The sequence below is a fragment of the Streptomyces sp. CA189 genome (genome assembly GCF_056428985.1).
The window spans coordinates 40871-58569 of sequence record NZ_JBWJVM010000043.1 but is presented as its reverse complement, the minus strand read 5'-3'; the positions used below and the strand labels follow the sequence as shown (position 1 = coordinate 58569).

At 74.9% G+C, this 17699-nt stretch carries 15 protein-coding genes; 5 read left to right on the top strand and 10 right to left on the bottom strand.

The window, feature by feature from the left end:
* Positions 1-14: 14 nt before the first annotated feature.
* Together AC061S_RS27490 and AC061S_RS27485 are read left to right on the top strand one after the other, a co-directional pair.
* The gene (locus tag AC061S_RS27490; RefSeq protein ID WP_250739530.1) at positions 15-488 is read left to right on the top strand and encodes an acyl-CoA thioesterase; all 474 of its coding nucleotides are present in this window, start codon (positions 15-17) and stop codon (positions 486-488) included.
* Positions 485-1210 (top strand): DUF8010 domain-containing protein, encoded by a 726-nt coding sequence (locus AC061S_RS27485; protein ID WP_478688563.1) that lies wholly within the window; start codon positions 485-487, stop codon positions 1208-1210. The genes AC061S_RS27490 and AC061S_RS27485 overlap by 4 nt, the downstream gene beginning before the upstream one ends.
* Positions 1211-1254: 44 nt before the next feature.
* Here AC061S_RS27485 and AC061S_RS27480 read toward each other — a convergent pair whose 3' ends face one another.
* Positions 1255-1659, bottom strand: coding sequence for a globin (locus tag AC061S_RS27480; protein WP_243334938.1), 405 nt, complete (start codon positions 1657-1659; stop codon positions 1255-1257).
* A 131-nt stretch (positions 1660-1790) separates the two neighbouring features.
* On the opposite strand from AC061S_RS27480, the gene AC061S_RS27475 reads away from it, so the two are divergent.
* From AC061S_RS27475 to AC061S_RS27465, 3 genes are read left to right on the top strand one after another with little or no spacing between them, the layout of a single operon-like run.
* The gene (locus AC061S_RS27475) at positions 1791-2789 is read left to right on the top strand and encodes a methyltransferase domain-containing protein (RefSeq protein ID WP_478688562.1); all 999 of its coding nucleotides are present in this window, start codon (positions 1791-1793) and stop codon (positions 2787-2789) included.
* Between the two features lie 43 nt (positions 2790-2832).
* Positions 2833-3258 (top strand): PadR family transcriptional regulator, encoded by a 426-nt coding sequence (locus tag AC061S_RS27470; RefSeq protein ID WP_478688561.1) that lies wholly within the window; start codon positions 2833-2835, stop codon positions 3256-3258.
* Positions 3255-4148 carry a hypothetical protein gene (locus tag AC061S_RS27465; protein WP_478688560.1) on the top strand — a complete coding sequence of 298 codons (894 nt, stop codon included), beginning with the start codon at positions 3255-3257 and terminating at the stop codon, positions 4146-4148. Before AC061S_RS27470 ends, AC061S_RS27465 begins: the two co-directional genes overlap by 4 nt.
* Before the next feature lie 99 nt (positions 4149-4247).
* On the opposite strand, the gene AC061S_RS27460 is transcribed toward AC061S_RS27465, so the two are convergent.
* From AC061S_RS27460 to AC061S_RS27420, 9 genes are all read right to left on the bottom strand, one after another.
* The gene (locus AC061S_RS27460) at positions 4248-5291 is read right to left on the bottom strand and encodes an FHA domain-containing protein (protein ID WP_478688559.1); all 1044 of its coding nucleotides are present in this window, start codon (positions 5289-5291) and stop codon (positions 4248-4250) included.
* A 90-nt stretch (positions 5292-5381) separates the two neighbouring features.
* Complete coding sequence (locus AC061S_RS27455; protein WP_478688558.1) at positions 5382-6707, bottom strand: vWA domain-containing protein; 1326 nt, start codon at positions 6705-6707, stop codon at positions 5382-5384.
* Positions 6708-6733: 26 nt separating this feature from the next.
* On the bottom strand, positions 6734-8512 hold the full coding sequence (locus AC061S_RS27450) for a PP2C family protein-serine/threonine phosphatase (protein ID WP_478688557.1): 1779 nt from the start codon (positions 8510-8512) through the stop codon (positions 6734-6736).
* A 3-nt stretch (positions 8513-8515) separates the two neighbouring features.
* Positions 8516-11260, bottom strand: a complete 2745-nt coding sequence (locus AC061S_RS27445) for a serine/threonine-protein kinase (protein ID WP_478688582.1) — start codon at positions 11258-11260, stop codon at positions 8516-8518.
* A 5-nt stretch (positions 11261-11265) separates the two neighbouring features.
* The gene (locus tag AC061S_RS27440) at positions 11266-12552 is read right to left on the bottom strand and encodes a hypothetical protein (RefSeq protein WP_478688581.1); all 1287 of its coding nucleotides are present in this window, start codon (positions 12550-12552) and stop codon (positions 11266-11268) included.
* A gap of 131 nt (positions 12553-12683) precedes the next feature.
* Complete coding sequence (locus AC061S_RS27435) at positions 12684-13619, bottom strand: glutamate ABC transporter substrate-binding protein (RefSeq protein ID WP_478688580.1); 936 nt, start codon at positions 13617-13619, stop codon at positions 12684-12686.
* 191 nt (positions 13620-13810) lie between these two features.
* Positions 13811-15214 (bottom strand): hypothetical protein, encoded by a 1404-nt coding sequence (locus AC061S_RS27430; protein WP_478688556.1) that lies wholly within the window; start codon positions 15212-15214, stop codon positions 13811-13813.
* A 174-nt stretch (positions 15215-15388) separates the two neighbouring features.
* A complete protein-coding gene (locus AC061S_RS27425) occupies positions 15389-16414 on the bottom strand; it encodes an N-acetylglucosamine kinase (protein WP_478688555.1) in 1026 nt (341 codons plus the stop codon).
* Positions 16405-17697 carry a 6-phospho-beta-glucosidase gene (locus tag AC061S_RS27420; RefSeq protein WP_478688554.1) on the bottom strand — a complete coding sequence of 431 codons (1293 nt, stop codon included), beginning with the start codon at positions 17695-17697 and terminating at the stop codon, positions 16405-16407. The genes AC061S_RS27425 and AC061S_RS27420 overlap by 10 nt, the downstream gene beginning before the upstream one ends.
* Positions 17698-17699 lie beyond the last annotated feature (2 nt).

Genomic DNA, 17699 nt, shown 5'->3' with positions numbered 1-17699 from the left:
CGAGGACACGGGCCATGGCCAGACACCACTACCGATGCCCCCTCCGCTGGGCGGACATGGATGCCTTCGGGCACGTCAACAACGTCGTCTTCCTCCGCTATCTGGAGGAGGCGCGGATCGACTTCATGTTCCGCCTCGCGCCGGGGGAGGGCAGTGAGTCCTTCACGGGCGGTTCCGTCGTGGCCCGCCACGAGATCGACTACAAGCTGCCCCTCGTGCACCGCCACGAGCCGGTGCTCATCGAGTCCTGGGTGACCCGGATAGGCGCCGCGTCCCTGACCATCCGCTACGAGGTCAAGGACGAGGCGACCGAGGACGCGCCCGAGACGGTCTACGTGCGCGCCGAGACCGTGGTCGTGCCCTACAACCTCGCCGAGGGGCGGCCCCGCCGCATCACGGCCGAGGAGAAGCTCTTCCTCCAGGAGTACCTGGACGAGCCGAAGGCACAGCCGAAGACCGGTGCCCCTGCCGGAGGCATCGCGGCATGAACCAGCAGCTGCACTTCGCCGACTCCGGGGAGGCGGCCGACCTCGCCGCCTTCCTGGGCCGGCTGGTGCACTACGACCGCGCCGCCGCCGTCCGCCTGCAGGCGCAGGCCGGCGGCGGCGCGCTCGCCGTCTTCGGGCGGCCGCCGTCCTTCGACGTCCTGGCCGTCCGTACGGTGCGGCTCGCCGCGCCCGTCTCCGCTCCGCTCGACCTGACCGTCTCGGCCGGGGAGCTGCTGGAGTCCGTCGACGAGGGCGAGCGGGCCGGCGCCGTCGTCCCCGCGGCCGTCACCGGACCGCCCTGGGCCGGCGTGCTGCCGCCCCGCGGTGGCTGGACCCCGGTCGCCGGGCTGCCCGGCCCCGGGGAGATGGCCGAGGCCCTGGCCGCAGCCGTCGCCGAGTTCCGGGCCCGGGACGAGGCCCTGCCCCCGCAGCACCGGACCCGCTCCGAGCGCGACCGCATCGGCCGCGAGATCTGGTCCCGCACGCTGGGGGACACCGAACTTCCGCTGCGCGCCGTGCACGCCGCGCAGTCCCTGGGCTTCCTGCGGCCGGTACGGTCCACCGTGCCCGCCGCGCCCACCACCGCACCTGCCGGGGCCAGCGCCCCCGAACTGGTGGCGCTGTTCGCCTCCGGGGGCTGGCTGCGGCTGCGCACCCCGTACGGGTCCGTGGCCACGCGCCGCCCGGGCGGCCTGGGCACCCTGCTCGTCCGGCCGGTCTAGCCCGGCCGTCCCGTACGGGATCCCCGCACGGGATCCCGTACGCCCTAGCCCGCGGTGTTGATCATCGACGCGGCGGCGTACGTCAGGTACCGCCACAGCTGCGCCTCGTGCTCCGGCGCGAGGGCGAGCTCGTCCACCGCCACCCGCATGTGGGCCAGCCACGCGTCGTGCGCGGCGGCGTCCACCTGGAAGGGCGCGTGCCGCATGCGCAGGCGCGGGTGGCCGCGGTTCTCGCTGTAGGTGTTCGGGCCGCCCCAGTACTGCATCAGGAAGAGCGCGAACCGCTCCTCGGCGGGACCGAGGTCCCCCTCCGGGTACATCGGGCGCAGCAGCGGGTCCTCGGCGACCCCCTGGTAGAAGCGGTGGACCAGTCGGCGGAAGGTGTCCTCGCCGCCCACCAGTTCGTAGAAGGTCTGCTCCTGGACCGTGCCCCGCGGAATCTCATTCACCCGACCATCGTCTCAGACGCCCGGACGGAGGACCCCGGTCCTAGGACCTGCCCCTCGGACCTGCCCCTCGGGCCTGCTCCCGGGGCCGCAGCGCGGTCGCACCCGGGACGTGTCCGCAGGACAGTGGAGACATGGGCGCACACGCCGAGGTACGCGACGTGCGGGAGACCGCGCACGCCGCCCAGGTACGGGAGCTGACCGCCACCGGGGCGCTGGAGGACCCGCGCTGGCGGGCGGCCTTCGCCGCCGTGCCCCGGCATGTGTTCGTCCCGTACTTCTACACCGGCCGCGGCGCCGGACACGAGCGGCTCTGGGCGGAGGACCCCGACCCCGAACTGCGGGCCCGCTGGCTGCGCGGGGTCTACACGGACGCCCCGCTCGCCACCCGGCTGCGCGACGGAGAGCTGGTCTCCTCCAGCAGCCAGCCCTCGCTGATGGCGAAGATGCTGGAGGCCCTGGACGTGCGCGACGGGGACAACGTGCTGGAGATCGGTGCGGGCACCGGGTACAACGCGGCCCTGCTGTGCCACCGGCTCGGAGACGGGCTGGTCACCACCGTGGACCTGGACGAGGAGATCACCGAGTCGGCGCGCGGGCACCTGGACCGGCTCGGCTACCACCCGGCGGTCGTCACGGGCGACGGGGCGCGCGGTTGCCCCGCCCGAGCCCCCTTCGACCGGATCCTGGTGACCTGCACGATCCCGCTGATCCCGCCCGCCTGGCTGGGCCAGTGCCGGCCCGGGGCCCGGATCCTGGCCCCGCTGTCTACCGGGCTGATCGCGCTCACGGTGCGGGACGCCGGGTTCGCCGAGGGGCGCTTCCTGCACACCTCGGCCTACTTCGTGCCGCTGCGCGGGGCCACGGCCGCGCCGCCGGGCACGTACGGGATGCCGCAGGGGCTCCCGTACGAGCTGGTGGAGAACGAGCGCTTCCAGTTCATGCTGGTGCTCACCTCGGGGGCGCTGCACCCGAGGGAGGCGCTGGACCTGTGGCGGCGCGAGGGCCGGCCCGCGCGCGAGCGCTTCGGGGTGACGGTCGGCGAAGCGGGGCAGTGGTCCTGGCTCGACGATCCCCAGGGGCCCTACGTGTGGCCCCTGGGGGAGGCCGGTGGGGGGACCGGGACGCCATAGGTCGGCTATCGACATATGTCGGCTGCCGAGCTATGGTCGGGATGTGAATGATCAAGCTCTCCGCGAGCCGACCCTGCTGATCCTCACGGCGATCGCCGATGCCCCGCGGCACGGTTACGCGATCGCCCAGGAGGTCGAGAAGATTTCGGAAGGCCGCACCAAGATGCGCACCGGAACGCTCTACGGAGCCCTGGAGCGGCTCCTGGAACAAGAACTCATCGCCGTCCACGAGGAAGAGGTGGTCGACGGACGCAGGCGGCGCAGCTACGCGCTCGCCCCCCGCGGACGGGAGACCCTGGCCGCCGAGGCGGCCCGGCTCGCGCGCACCGCGCAGGAGGCGACCCGGCGGCTGGGTCTCGGCGGGGCGGAGACCTCCTTCGGCGCCTCCTACGGCGCCTCCTACGGCGCTTCCTTCCGAGCCTCCTTCCGCGCTTCCTTCCGCGCCGGCGGTGCGGTGGTGGGCTCGTGACCACGCTGCTGAGGCTGTACCCCGTCGCCTACCGGCGGGAGTTCGGCGACGAGATCGCCGACGCGTACCGGGAGGCCACGCGCGGGGCGGCGATGCCCGCCCGCGTACGAGAAGGCGCCGACGTGGCCGGACACGCCCTGCGCATGCGGCTCGGCCTGGGCTCCGCGGGACGGCCCGGCCGCCTCCTGGCGGCGCTGGCGCCGTTCGCCCTGACCGCCGTCGCGGCGTGCGCGTCGGGCTGGGTCGGACTGATGCGCCACGCCCTCGTCTACGGGGGACTGGACCAGGTCGGCCCGGGTTTCACGGCGCTGATGGCCGGATACCTCCTCATGCTGGTCGGCGTGTTCCTCGCCCTGTCCGGCCGCTGGTCGGCGGGCAGCTGGACGGTGCTGGCGGGAGTGGCCGTGGAGCTGGCCGCCACCACGGTCCGGATGGGCATCAGCGCCCTCGGGACCTCGGCGCTCTCCACCGGGCCGGTGCTCGTCCTGGGCCCGACCCTGGCCCTGGCCCTGGTGGCGGTGGCGTGCCCGCCGGACCTGAGGCCGGCTCCGCGGATCCGTACCCGGGCCGGGGCGGCCGCCGTGACGGCGTGGACGCTGGTGCTGGCGGGTGCGGTGCTGATGGTCCCGCTGGTGTACCCGTTCACCCAGCTGCGCTTCGTCGTACCGGTGGCCGCCGGACTGCTGCTGGCCGGACGGGCGGCCTTCGCCCGGCTGCGCACCGCGCCGGCCGTCCTGCTCGCGGGGCTGCCGTTCCTGTACTTCGGTGCCATGCCGGGGACGCTGCCCCCGGTCGCCCTTGCCGGTCTGCTCGTCCTGCTGCTGGTCGCCGCCGCGGTGGTGAGCGTGCGGCGCCGGCGGAACGCGCGGGACCCGCTGGTCGGCGGCTGAGCATCCCCGGCATCCCCGACACGACGAAGCCCTCCGGTGTCACCGGAGGGCTTCGTCGTGTTCGGCTGCGCCGCGTTCGGGACCCGCGGCCGCGCGGGGTCAGCCGCGCCGGACGGTGATCGTGGTCCAGGCGCCGACGTGGACGCGGTCCCCGTCGGCGAGCGGAACCGGCACGTAGGGCTGGATCGAGTCCTCGCCGCCGTTGATCGTGGTGCCGTTGGTGGAGTTCTGGTCCACCACGGCCCAGCTTCCGTCGGGCTGCTGGACGAGCACCGCGTGCTGGTGCGAGACCCCCGGGTCCTCCGGGGGCACCGACAGGTCGATGTCCGGGGACTCGCCCGTCGAGGCGCGGCGGCGGCCGATGGTGATCTGGCCGCCGGCGAGCGGGAGGTGCTGCTCCGGGGAGTACGCGGGCAGGTCGAGCCCGGCGGCCTCGGGGCCGCTGCGCTGCATCATCGCCATGAAGTACGTGCGGTCCGGACCGATGGTCGCGGTCCAGGACCCGCCGCCCTGGGGCTGGTAGGGCGGCTGCTGGTACGGCTGGGGCGCCTGATGCTGCTGGTGCTGCGGGGGCGCCTGGGGCGGCTGGTACTGCCCGGTCCGGGAGGGCTGCTGCTGGTACGGCGGCGGCGGGGACTGCTGCGCCTGCGGCTGCTGGTGCGGCTGCTGGTGCTGCTGAGGGGGCGGCGGAGGCTGCTGCTGGTACGGGGGCTGCTGGTAGTCCTGGCTCGCCGGAGGCGGCAGCATCCAGTCGTCCTCGCGCTGCAACGGCTCGGCCGGGCGGTTGACCCGGGACGGCCGCGAGCCCTGGTAGTCGAAGTGGTCCTGGGAGTACGCCGGCGGAGCCGCGGGCATGCCCGGCGGCGGGGGCGGTTGGGGCAGGTCCGGGGAGAGCGGCGTGTACGAGGTCGCCGTGCGCGTCAGGAAGTTGTACCGGCACTCCTCGCAGTACGGGGCCATGGCCTCGCGCGGAGTCCGGCACTGCGGGCAGAGCTCGGCCTGTGCGGTCGGCTCGCCGGTGGGAGGGTAGCCGTAGCCGTAGGAGGGCGCCCCGGGGGTGCCCGTGGGGGTGGCCATGCGGTGGCCGCAGACCTCGCACCAGTCGTCGGAGGCGGACTGGTGCCCGTTCGGGCAGGTCGGCATCGCGGCGCTTCCTCCTTCTTCCTGCGTCAACGAGGCAGGTTCTTCTTCTTCGCGTCTGATCCGCGTCTGATCAGAGCGTCAAGCTTTACGTCAAGATTTTCGCACTCGAACGGTTTGAGTGGAACGCGTTTCTAGTGTCATCTCGTCCGCGTCGGCGACCTTTGCCTTCAACCGCACAGTACCCGCCGCCGCGTCGACGACATCCACCACCTTCGCGAGCAGCTTGGCGGTGTCGGCGTTGCCCGAGGAGCTCGCCAGCTGCACGGCCCTGCCGAGCTTGGCCGTGGCGCCGCCCACGTCCCCCAGTTTGCGCGCCTCCAGACCCTGCTGGATGGCCTGCGCGAGCTCCGCCTGCCCGGTGTAGTGGGCCACCTGCGGGTTGATGGCGGTGGACGCGGCGAGATCGTCCGTCCAGACGGCGCGGACCAGGCCCTGGGCGAGAACCGCCGGGGCCTCACCGGGCGCTCCGGGCATGACGAGGGCGGCGCGGGCGGCGAGCATCTCCTGGCCGACGGAGGCGCCGGGGACCCGTACGCACACGTGGTACTCGCGGGACTCGTCGCCCCAGGAACCCGTCGGATAGTCCCCGGCGCGCGGGGACGCCTCGGTGCGGCGGCCGGTCAGGTCCTGCACGGCGGGAGCGACCTGCTTGACGTACAGGACCTCCGCGCCCACCGGGGTCCACAGGCGCAGTGAGACATCCGCCACCTCCTTGCCCATGACCTTCTCCATCATGTGCGTGAAGTCCTCGGTCAGCCGGGCCGGATCGGCCACGATGTCGGCCGTGCCGAGCAGCGCGCTCGCGATGCCGGTGACCTCCTTGACCTCCCAGTCGGTTCCCACGCCGCGGGCGTCGCAGGTGAAACGGCCCGCGCAGACGTCGAGCGTGGCGCGGAGCACGGCCGGGTCCTCGTGCTCGTTGCGGCCGTCGGTGAGCAGGATCCCGTGCCGGATGGCCGCGGTGGACCCGCGCAGCAGGCCGTCGGCGAGGCGCAGCCAGGTGCCGATGGCGGTGCCGCCGCCGGAGGACAGGCCGCGCAGGGCCTCCTTGGCCTGGGCGCGGGTGGCCGGGTCGGCGACGGCGAGGCGGCCCTGGCCGGGGTACACCTCCTTGGCCACGTGGGTACCGGCGATCACGGCGAAGGCGGTGCCGTCGCGGAGGGTGTCGACGGCGGCGGCCGTCGCCTCGCGGGCGCCGCGCATTTTGTCGGGCGGGTACTCCATCGAGCCGGAGCAGTCGACCATGATCACCACGGCGGCGCCGCCCGGGGCGACGGCCGTCCGGGTCGCCGTGGCTCCACCGGTGGAGGTGACCGTGACGATGGCGTGGACGTCGCGGGCGCCCTCGGCGAGGAACTCGTTCTGGTACACCTCGACGCTGAAGCGCGGGGCGCTCGGCTTGGCGAAGTTCGCCATCGGTCGGTACTCCTCGGGGACGGGGATCAGGCCTGGGCCTGCGGGCCTGCGGAGCCTGTAGGGCCGGTGGGGCCTTCCGGGCCTGCGGGCGGGGGCGGCGGGGTCTGGGCGGTCGGCAGGGTCGCGGCGAAGGGGACGACGGCCACGGTGACGTTGTCGTGCCCGCCGCCGTCGAGGGCGTGCCCCACCAGGACCTGTGCACTGTGCAGGGGCCGGACGGCGGCGTCGTACGGGAGCACCTGCGCCAGATCGCGCGCGGACTCGGCGTAGTTCCACAGCCCGTCGGTGCAGACCACGACCACGCCGTCGTGGTCGGGCTTGAAGGTGGCGGTGTGCGGTTCCAGGTCGTACGCGTCGGCCCCGAGCCAGCCGGTGATGGCGTGCGCGCGGGCGTCGGCGTAGGCCTCGGCCTCGCCCATCAGGCCCGCCGCGACCATCTGGGCGGCCCACGAGTCGTCCTCGGTGAGCCGGCGGGGCAGGGCGGCGCGGTCGTCGGGTACCCAGTACGCACGGCTGTCGCCGACCCAGCCGATGGTCAGCAGGCCGCTGCTGACCACGGCGCCGACCAGGGTGCAGGCGGGGGCGTTCTGGGCGCCGGGCACCTCGGGGGCGAGGGCGTTCACCGCGGCGGCGGCGGCCAGGATCGCCTCGTGCATGGCCTCCTGGGGGTGGGCGCCGCGGGGGAGGGCGTCGAGCAGCGCCTCGTTGGCGGCTCCGGCGGCCGCCGCGGAGGCCTCGTCGGGGCGGCTGGCGGAGGAGACGCCGTCGCAGACGATGGCCACGGTGGCGGCGGAGCCGTCGGGCAGCGCGGTGGCCGCCACGGCGAAGGAGTCCTCGTTGCGGTGGTGGCGCAGCCCGCGGTCGCTGACGGCGGCAACGCTCCCGAGCTCCTCTTCGAGGTGGTCCCGCTCCCGCGGCTGCGCGTGGCCGCAGTGCTCGCAGTACCCGTCGGTGTCCACCCGCCCGGCCCGGCAGGCCACACAGGTCTTCCCCCCGGCGTCACCCTGCGGGGCGGGGCTGCCGTACGGGTCCTCACCCTCGGGGGCGTGGCCCTGCGGGGCGTGGCCGCCGCCGTACGGGGCTTCGTGCCCCGGGCCGGGTCCCTGGGGGCCGGTGGCGTGCTGGGAGGGGTCGTGCCCGCCGGGGGCGGCGCCGTACGGGGTCTCGCCGCCGGGTTGTCCTTGCGGGGCGGGATCGCCGTACGGGGCTTCGCCGCCGGAGTGCTGCCCCTGCGGGGCGTGGTGGTCGTAGCGGGCGGCGTGCTCTTCGGGGTCCGGCGTGCCGTGGCCGGCGGGACCCGGGCCCTGCGCGCTCGCGCCGTAGGGCGTGGTGTCCGCGGGGTGCCGGCCGCCCTGCGGGGGTGCGGTGTACGGGATCTCGGGGGCCGGAGGCGTGCCCTGGGGGTCGGACCAGCCGCCCGGGCCCGACACCAGGGTGGGGGCGGCGGTGGAGACGCTGCCCCAGCCGGGCGCGGCCTCGCCGGCGTACCCGGGGGCCGCCGGTTCGGCGTAGCCGCCGGAGTGCCGGGGCGCGGGGGCTTCGTCGGGCGACGGGCGCCCGCGCGTGGCGGGGGTCCCGGCCGGGCTGCCGCCCGCCGGGGCGGTCCGGCCGGTGGTACCCGCGTGAGCCGCCGCGGCCGTGGCGGATCCGGCGGCCGGGGTCACGGGGGCCGCCGGCCCTTCCGGGGCTCGGGGTTCCGTGGCGGCGGAGGCGGTGAGGGCGTAGCCGCAGAGGCCGCAGAAACGATCACCCTCCTCCAGCGGTTCCGCGCAGCTGGGGCAGCCCGACAGCCGATGCATCGACATCAATCACACCCACGTCCGGGGACGGAAACGGTTTGCCCGCTCCACCAGTTCGATCCTCTCCTCGCCCCGCTGCGCCAGCCGTGCCAGCACGCGGAACGAGCGCTCCAGGCCGAAGCGCAGCCCCCGCTCGTCCAGTTGGCAGCCGAGCAGCGAGGTACGGCCGGGGTCGGAACCCCGGCTGCCCGACAGTACCCAGTCCAGAGCCGAGCCCAGAACTTCCGCCCTGAGCCGCTCGTGGCGCACCGAGTCCAGGCCGAACCTCCCCAGCGCCTCCACCTGCGCCGCGGCCGCCGCCAGATCGGGCAGCAGCGCCTCCTGGGCAGACCGGTCGCGCAGGCGTGCCCGAACGGCCGCCACCCGCGCGGCGGTGTGGTGGATGGAGGCCTCCGGCACTGACTCCAGCGTGCGCACGGCTCCGGCCCGGTCCCCGGCGGCCAGCTGCACCCGGGCCAGCCCGAACGCCGCCCCGACGAACCCCGGATCCGTGGCCCACACCAGCCGGTAGTACTCGGCGGCGTTGTCCAACTGACCCAGCACCTCCGCGCACAGCCCCAGCGCCAGCTTCGGCGCCGGCTCGCCCGGGAAGGCGTCGTAGACGGCGTCGAAGGACAGGGCCGCCGTCTCGTCCTCCCCGGCGGCCAGCGAGGCGATGCCCCGGGCCCACACCACGCGCCAGTCGTCGGGGTGCCGCGCCTCCAGCCGGGTCAGCGCGTCGGCGACGAGCGGCGCGTCGGCCCCGCCCAGTTCGAGCCGGGCCCGCAGCTCCCGCAGCCGCAGCTCCGCGGATTCGGCCGGCGCCGAGCCCAGCGCGGCCAGCAGGTCGGCCGGCGCGGAGGCCAGCAGGCCCGCCAGGAAACCGGCGTTGGGGTCCCCGGCGTCGACCAGCGGCACGGGCAGTGCCAGCGCGGCCTCACGGGTGTCCAGGGTGGACAGCTCCGGCCGCCGCGCGGCGGTGATCCCGACGGGCGGCAGCGGCGCGGCCGCCGGGGCCCGGCGCGGGGCCGGCACGCCGGGACCGGCGGCCCGGTGCGTCGCCGTGGTGACCAGCCCGGTCGTGCCGTACCCCGTGATCGGCGAAGCCGCCGGAGGAGCGGCGGGAGCCCCCGCCGCCACGGCGGCGGCCGGATACGGAGCCGGTTCCGGGGCCGGCACGGCGGCCGGCACCACGGCCGGAGCCGGACTCCGGCCCGCCCGCCACCGCTTCACGGGCCGCTCGCCCAGCCGGGACACGTGCGCGCCCGACTGGTCGTCGGTGAACAGCCGGTCGTCCGGCACCCGCAGCTCGGGCCCGAACAGGGTGGAGACCTGCGGCCTCGGCAGGCCGGTCTGGAGCGCGACGACCTCCCGCAGCACCCCCGTCAGCTGGTCCGCCATCTCCTGCGCGGACGCGAACCGCCGTCCCGGATCCGGGTCGGTGGCCCGTACCAGCAGCCGGTAGAAGGACTCGTACCGCCCGAACACCTCGATGTGCTCCGGGTCCGGCAGCGAGTCCACGAAGACGTTCGTGTAGCCCTGGAAGTCGAAGGTCAGCACGGCCAGCGTGCGCGCCACCGTGTACAGGTCGGAGGCGACCGACGGGCCGACCTCCGCGACCTCCGGCGCCTGGTAGCCGACGGTGCCGTAGATGGCCGACTCCTCGTCGTCCATCCGCCGGACCGCGCCCATGTCGATCAGCTTCAGCTGGTCGGCCTGCTGGATGGCGTTGTCGACCTTGAAGTCGCAGTACAGCAGGTTCCTGGTGTGCAGGTGGCCGAGCGCCTCCAGCGCCTCGATGCCGTACGCGCACGCCTGCTCCACCGGCAGCGGGTCGCGGCGGCCGTCCGGCCGGCGCCGCTCGTTGGCGATCTCCTTGAGCGATTTGCCGCCCACGTACTCCATGACGATGTACCCGTCCAGCGAACCGGTCCGCTGGTCCAGGTGCTCGACGAAGTTGTAGATCCGCACGATGTTGGAGTGCTCGATCTCCGCGAGGAAGCGCCGCTCCGAGATCGCGGCCGCCATCGCGTCCTGGTCCCCGGTGTCCAGCAGGCCCTTGAGCACCACCCACCGGTCCGACACGGCCCGGTCCACCGCGAGGTAGACCCAGCCCAGCCCGCCGTGCGCGAGGCAGCCCGCGACCTCGTACTGGCCGTGGACGAGGTCGCCCGCACGCAGCTTCGGCACGAAGGAGTACGGGTGCCCGCACTTGGTACAGAAACCTTCCGTCCGTCCCGGCCGCTCCCCGCGGGCCCGCCCCACGGGCGCCCCGCAGTCGGAGCGCGAGCAGAACCGCTTGCGCTCCGGGACCTCGGGATTCTCCAGCACCGCCGCCGAGGGATCCGGACGAGGCACCTCCGGTACGTTGACCAGCCCGGCTCCCAGCCGGCTGCGGCCCGACCCCGAGGCGGCCGAACCCGAACTGCGCACCGACACCGACCGGGTGGACGCGGCCCCCGTGAGGGCGCGCGAGAGCCGGCCCGACACGGAGCGCCGCGACGAAGACGACCGGGACGACCGCGAAGCCCGCGAGGAGGAGGACGAGGAAGTGGAAGCGGACCGCCCGGACCCGTGCGAGCCCTGGGATCCGCGCCCCTGAGAGTCGCCGTGGCGGGCCGCGCTCGTCATCGCCGTCGGCACCGACACCAGCTCCTCGGCGCCCGCCGCGACGGCGCCGGCCGGCGCCAGCCCGCAGGTGTCGCAGTAGACCTCGCCGCCGCCCATGTCCTCGTACGTCCCCGGGCAGCCGGGGCGCATGCACGCCGTTCCGATCAGACTCACGCGTCCCCCTCCCTCGGCCCGTCGGGCCGCTCACGCACCGGTTGGTGCCCCTGCTGGTCCTGCTGCGCCGGCAGCGCCTCGGCGGCCGCCCACTGGTAGCGCAGCACCGCCTGATCGGCGGCCCGCAGGTCGCAGGGCGCGCTCCACAGCATCCGCCGGGCGGTGTCGTACCGCTCCATCAGCAGCGGATCCTCCGCCATGCCCAGCCGGGCCACCTTCGCCCTGTAGGCGTCGAGCCGCCCGCGCAGCTCCGCCCGTACCGCCAGCGGCGCCGTCACCGCGGTCAACGATTCGCGGGCCCGTCGCAGTTCCTCCTCGGCCCGCTCCTCCAGCGACTCCAGCAGCGGGGACAACCGGTGCCACTGGGCCCGGCGCCGGTACTCCGCCGCCGCCGAGAGCTGCTCCTGCAATGCCGTCGGCGGGCCGCTCACCGCGGGCACCTCGGACGCCGCGATCTTCGCCAGCACCTCGCCCCGGGCCACCCGGGCCTCCGCCAGGGTCCGGTCGGCCCGCGAGAGCACGTCCCGCAGCGCGATCAGCCGCTGCTCGGCGTCCTGCCGGACGTCCAGCACCGCCTCGACCTCCCGGCGTACGTCCTCCAGCGCGAGCGCGGCCCGGTCGTACCGCCCGGTGTCCGGACGGCCGCCGCCCGGCGCGGAGCTCCCGGCCACCGCGAACCAGAACGCCAGCGGGTCCTCGATCACCCGGGCCCGCAGGTCCGCCAGCTCGGCCGTGATGGCCTCCAGGTCGTCCCCCGAGGGGTGTTCCCCCGGCCGGACGCCCACCGAGTGGGCGAGGGCGCGGGTGCGGTGCAGTTCGGCGGAGAGGAGGTCGATCCGGGCGGGCAGCGCCGACCAGACGGAGTCCGCGGCGACCACCACGTCCAGGGAGCTCGCGTACAGCTCGTTCATGCGGCCCACCAGCTCGGCGAGCGAGAACCGCTCCGCGAGCGGGGCCCCCTCCACCGCGGCGCCGGAGATGAGCACCCCCGGACCGCGCAGCCGGTCGGTCAGCTCGACGAGGTCCTCGCGGCTCGGCCAGCGGCGCCGCTCGCGGATCGCCCGGGCGGCGCCCAGCGCCCCGCTGTAGGCGTCGAAGTACCGCCACAGCCGGGTGATGGACGCGTCGGCCCCGGCCCACCGCTCCTTGGTGACCCCGGTCAGCCCGGCGCCCTCCAGGAGCCGTCGGCCGGAGTGGTCCTGGAGCGCGAGCAGCGAGGTCTCGATCGCCTCGTGCTCCGCGCCCAGCCGGGCCAGCGCCCGGTCCACACCGTCCCGGTCCATCACAGCCGGCTGTCCCACCGAAGACTGGGCTCCCCAAGCCTGGGCCCCCAAAGGCTGGGCCCCCAAAGGATGTGCCTCCACCGATCCCGCCTCCGGTCTCGTGACATCGGGCTCAGAATCCGCCACCGGCCTCAGTCCCGGTACTTGGGAGCGGGCGGGCCGCCCACGCCGGGCAGCACGGGCTCCAGATGGGCCTTGTAGGCCGTCATCCAGGGGCTGTTGTCACCGCCCGCGCGGTAGTCCTCCAGCACCTTGTTGACCCGGCGCACCAGGTCGCCGGCGTCCTTGTTCATGGCCACCCCGTAGAACTCCTTGGTGAACGGGGAGCCGACGAGGCTGATCGAGGGGTCCTGCGCCGCCTGGCCGGCGGCGAGGGCGTTGTCGGTGATGATGCCGTCCACCTCGCCCAGCTGCAGCCGGACCAGGCAGTCGAGCTGGTTGGGCACGCTGACCGGAACGGCGCCGTAGGACTGGGCGGTCAGTTCCGCCTCCGCCGTGGAGCCGGCCGCCGTGCAGATGCGGCGGCCCTTCAGCGAGGCGTCGTAGCCGGTGATCGCCGAGCCCTTGGGGGCCAGGACCTGCTGCCCGGCCTCGAAGTACGCCGTCGAGAAGGCGACGTCCTCCAGCCGCTTGCAGTTGACCGTCATCGTGCGCACGACGATGTCGACGGTGCCGTCCTTGAGCGCGGGGATGCGCTGGCTGGTGGGGACGGCCCGGTAGATGACCTTGCCGTCCTCGCCGAAAATGTCCTTCGCTATGGCCTTGACCAGGGCGATGTCGAAGCCGTCGAGTTCCCCGGCCGGGTTGCGGTAGCCCCATTTGAAGCTGTTCTGGTCCACGCCCGCGACGAGGTGGCCCGCGGCGCGGATCCGCTGGATGGCGGAGCCGTCCAGCCCGTTGGGGCGCAGGCTCGCCTCCGGGTTCTCACAGGTGTCCCCGGGCGTCTGCGGAGCGACGGCCATCCTGGCCGGCTCGCGCACCAGGGAGGACGGTCCCGAGCCGCCCGGGGCGGCCTGGGCCAGGGGCAGCAGCACGGCCGCCGCCGTCAGCGCGCAGGCCGCGGCCATCGCCCCGACCCCGCCCCAGCCGCGCAGCCGGCCCGTCAGCCGCCGCAGGCCGCGTGGCTCTTGGACCTCCGCGGTGCCCTCGGCCGCGCCCTCGGCGGCCGCCGCGTGGACCACGGTGCCCCCGGCCCCGCCGGACCCCCCGGAACCCACGTATCCCTTGTCCGTGCGCTTCACCCGTCCCGGCATCGCTCTCACCTGTACTCCGAAAGCCTGCGCCCGATGCCGAGCAGGGCGGCCACCGCGCCGACGACCGCCAGGGCCCCCGTGCCTGTCACCAAACCGTCGAGCGCCCCGAGCCCGTCCCGCGCCGCCCGGGTGAACTCACGCTGTTCGTGGGCCACCGCCCGTTCCAGCGAGGCGTCCACCGTGTCGAAGGCGGACCCCGTGGGCTCCTTGTGGTCCTTGTCCCCGATGACCTGCCCGACGGCGCCCTGGTAGTCGCCCGTCAAGTCCGTCTGCCGGGCCGCCGCGTGCAGTTCCTTCCACCGCTTCACGCCGGCCGCGGCGCCGGCCACGGGCCCGCGGCCCGCCGCGTCGTCGGCCAGTTTCGCCGCCGTCGCCAGGCCCGCGTCCAGGTCCTTCATGTCGTTCGAGAAGTCCACGTCGTACTTGTCCGACTTCTTGTCCTCGGCCAGTACGGCGCCGCGCGAGATCAGCGTCAGGTTCTCGCTGGCCCGCGCCTGGAGCGAGGCGATCCGCGCGTCGTTGAGCACCTTGAGGGACTCCTGCCCGTCCGTGCGGGCCTCGCTCAGCCCCGACCTGGCGACCGTGTGGCCTGCGGCCAGCCACAGCAGCAGCACCAGCGAGGCGGCGGTCGCGGCGGCGAGCCCGTGGTTGAAGACGCGGTTCGTACGCCGGTAGTTGCGCCGCTGGGCCCAGACCAGGGCCGCGAGTGCGAGCAGGCCCGCCCCGAACGAGGCCAGGGGCAGCGCGCGGGCGTCGTCGTAGTCCGTGTAGAGGCGGCCGGTCTCCGCCTCGTAGAGCCGCTGCGCGGCGGGCAGGAGCTGGGTGCTCATCTGCTCGTTCGCGTACCGGAGGTAGGCGCCGCCGAGCGGCAGGCCCTGCTTGTTGGTGGCGCGGGCCTGCTCGATCAGGCCGGTGTAGCGGGGGAGCAGCTCGCTCAGCAGGGTGATCTGCTTGCGGGAGTCCTCGCCGGCCGTGGTGCTGGCGGCCGCGTTGACCAGCAGCCGGGACGCGTTGGCGATGTCCTTCTCGTACCGGCTGCGGACCTCGCGGGGCTCGTCGCCGCCCGCGAGGAAACCGCTGGAGGAGGCGGTGTCGGCGTCCGCGAGGGAGCGGTAGATGCTCGCCGCGTCGGCGCTCAGCGGCTGGCTGCGGCCCACGACGTCGTCGGCCGCGGACACCCGGCCGGAGATCTCCCAGACGGCCACCGCGCCGAACAGCAGGACCAGCGCGGCCAGGGCCGCGCCGATGATCCGCAGCCGGCCGGGCTCGGTGGTGGCCGCCGCGCGCAGCCGCTCCACGCCCTCGGCCCAGGCGGTGCCCCGCCGGGGCAGCGCGTCGGGCGGCGGCGCCGGCGGCCCGGAGGGCGCCGAGACGCCGCCGGGCGCGGGCGCGCGTGATGTGATGGCCACCCTGACCTCCCCCTCGGTCCTTCGTGCTTCGCAGCAGTATGGCCTTAGTGGCGGTCGTCCACAGCACCCGGTCCGGGATCAGACACGATCCGCCCCGATCCGTCCCCGGTGCCGCTCCGGCCCTTCACCGTCAATACGCCTCACGGGACGCGATGGTTCCGCCGCGGCCCCGGTTCAACCGAAATGGGCACGCAGCTTCCCGTAGGCCTCGGGGCCCGCCCCCAGCGCGTCCAGACCCAGCAGGCCGGCGCCCAGGACCGGCGGAGCCGTGACCACCGAGACCCGGGCGTGCGGGGCACGTTCGGCCAGCAGGGCCTCCACCCTGCCGTTCAACTGCGGGTGCCGGGCCGCCAGGACGCTGCCGCCCAGCAGGACGGGCGCCTCCTCGGCGAGCAGCCCGAGCCGCTCCAGCGCCACCGAGGCCAGTGCCACGACCTCCTCGGCCTGCCGCTCGACGAGGGCGGCGGCGACCGGATCGCCGGCCGCGGCCACCGCGAACAGCACCGGCACCAGCTCGTGCATCCGTACGGGCTCGACGGATCCCAGGTGCACCGCCTCGATCAGCGCGTACATGGACTCCAGCCCGAAGTGCCCCGGCAGGGCCGCCGCGAGCGCGGTGGGACCGCCGCGGCCGTCCTCGGCGCGGGCCGCCCACCACATGGCCTCGGCGGCCAGCCCGCCGCCGCCGCCCCAGTCGCCGGAGATCTGCCCGAGCGCCGGGAACCGGGCCGTGCGCCCGTCGGGCAGCATGCCCACGCAGTTGATGCCCGCCCCGCACACCACCGCGACCCCGCGCGGGCCCCCGGCGTCCTCGCCGAGTCCGGCGCGCAGGATCGCGAAGGTGTCGTTGCGCACCTCGGTGGCCGTGCCCCAGCCGCGCGCTCCGATGGCCTCCGCGAGCCGGGTCTCCTCCACCGGGAGGTCCGCGTTGGCCAGACAGGCCGAGACCCGCTCGGCGTACGGACCCGCGTACGGGGCTCCGGCCGCGGGCCCCGGCAGTCCGGCGGCCTCGGCCGCCTCGGCCACGGCCCGCCCGAGCACGTCCACCGCCGCCCCGACCCCGACGCGCGGGGGCTGGAAGCCGCCCGCGCGACCGGTGCCGAGGACGCGGCCGTCCGCGGCGATCAGCGCCACGTCCGTCTTGCTGTTGCCCGCGTCGACGGCGAGGACGGCTGCCTTCGGGGGCCGGCTCACGCCCATGCCAGGTGCTCCTTGTTGTGCGCCAGGAGCCGGTCCGTGAGCCCCTCGGCGAGGTCGAACTGGCCCACCAGCGGGTGCGCCAGCAGCGCCTTGAAGACCCGCTCGCGGCCGCCCCGCAGCGCCGCGTCCAGCGCGAGGTCCTCGTACGCCGTGACGTGGGCGATGAGCCCCGCGTACAGCGGGTCCAGCCGGGGCACGGCCAGCGGCGAGGCCCCGGCGCGGTCCACCCGTGCCTGCACCTCGACGACCGCGTCGTCGGGGAGGAACGGCAGGGTGCCGTTGTTCAGCGTGTTGACCACCTGCACGGCGCTTCCGGCACTTCCGGTGCTTCCGGCGCTCCCGCCGTCGCCGAGCAGGGCCGCGGCCAGGTCCACCGCGGCCTCCGAGTAGAAGGCGCCGCCCCGCTTGGCGAGCAGTTCCGGCTTCTCGTCCAGCGCGGGATCCCCGTACAGGCCGAGGAGTTCCTTCTCCATCGCGGCGACCTCGGCGGCTCGCGAGGGCTTGGTCCCGAGCTCCCGGACCACCTCGTCGTGCGCGTAGAAGTAGCGCAGGTAGTACGAGGGGACCACCCCGAGCCGGTCCAGCACCGCGCGCGGCAGGTGCAGGTCCGCGGCGATGGCGTCGCCGTGCCGGGCGATGAGCTGCGGCAGCAGGTTCTCGCCCTCGGGGCCGCCCTTGCGCACCCCCAGCTCCCAGGTGAGGTGGTTGAGGCCCACGTGGTCGAGGTGGATGTCGGCCGGGGTCAGGTCCAGCATCGCGGCGAACTTGCGCTGGAAGCCGATGGCCACGTTGCACAGCCCGACCGCCTTGTGCCCGGCCTGGAGCAGGGCGCGGGTGACGATCCCGACCGGGTTGGTGAAGTCGATGATCCACGCGTCCGGGTTGGAGCGCCGGACCCGCTCGGCGATGTCGAGGACCACCGGGACCGTGCGCAGCGCCTTGGCGAGGCCGCCGGCGCCGGTGGTCTCCTGGCCCACGCAGCCGCACTCCAGCGGCCAGGTCTCGTCCTGGAGCCGGGCCGCCTGCCCACCGATGCGCAGTTGCAGCAGGACCGCGTCCGCGCCGGCGACGCCCGCGTCGAGGTCGGAGGTGGTGGTGATCAGGCCGGGGTGTCCCTGCTTGGCGAAGATCCGCCGGGCCAGGCCGCCGATCAGCTCCAGCCGGTCGGCGGCCGGGTCGATCAGCACCAGCTCGCTGATGGGCAGGGTGTCGCGCAGTCGGGCGAACCCGTCGATCAGCTCGGGGGTGTAGGTGGAACCGCCGCCCACCACTGCGAGTTTCATGA

What these genes read in the sequence shown, in the direction of transcription:
- AC061S_RS27490 (WP_250739530.1), top strand. Translation starts at nt 15, where the DNA reads ATGGCCAGACACCACTACCGATGCCCCCTCCGCTGGGCGGACATGGAT.
- AC061S_RS27485 (WP_478688563.1), top strand. Translation starts at nt 485, where the DNA reads ATGAACCAGCAGCTGCACTTCGCCGACTCCGGGGAGGCGGCCGACCTC.
- AC061S_RS27475 (WP_478688562.1), top strand. Translation starts at nt 1,791, where the DNA reads ATGGGCGCACACGCCGAGGTACGCGACGTGCGGGAGACCGCGCACGCC.
- AC061S_RS27460 (WP_478688559.1), bottom strand. Translation starts at nt 5,291, where the DNA reads ATGCCGACCTGCCCGAACGGGCACCAGTCCGCCTCCGACGACTGGTGC.
- AC061S_RS27455 (WP_478688558.1), bottom strand. Translation starts at nt 6,707, where the DNA reads ATGGCGAACTTCGCCAAGCCGAGCGCCCCGCGCTTCAGCGTCGAGGTG.
- AC061S_RS27450 (WP_478688557.1), bottom strand. Translation starts at nt 8,512, where the DNA reads ATGTCGATGCATCGGCTGTCGGGCTGCCCCAGCTGCGCGGAACCGCTG.
- AC061S_RS27440 (WP_478688581.1), bottom strand. Translation starts at nt 12,552, where the DNA reads ATGGACCGGGACGGTGTGGACCGGGCGCTGGCCCGGCTGGGCGCGGAG.
- AC061S_RS27435 (WP_478688580.1), bottom strand. Translation starts at nt 13,619, where the DNA reads ATGGCCGCGGCCTGCGCGCTGACGGCGGCGGCCGTGCTGCTGCCCCTG.
- AC061S_RS27425 (WP_478688555.1), bottom strand. Translation starts at nt 16,414, where the DNA reads ATGGGCGTGAGCCGGCCCCCGAAGGCAGCCGTCCTCGCCGTCGACGCG.
- AC061S_RS27420 (WP_478688554.1), bottom strand. Translation starts at nt 17,697, where the DNA reads ATGAAACTCGCAGTGGTGGGCGGCGGTTCCACCTACACCCCCGAGCTG.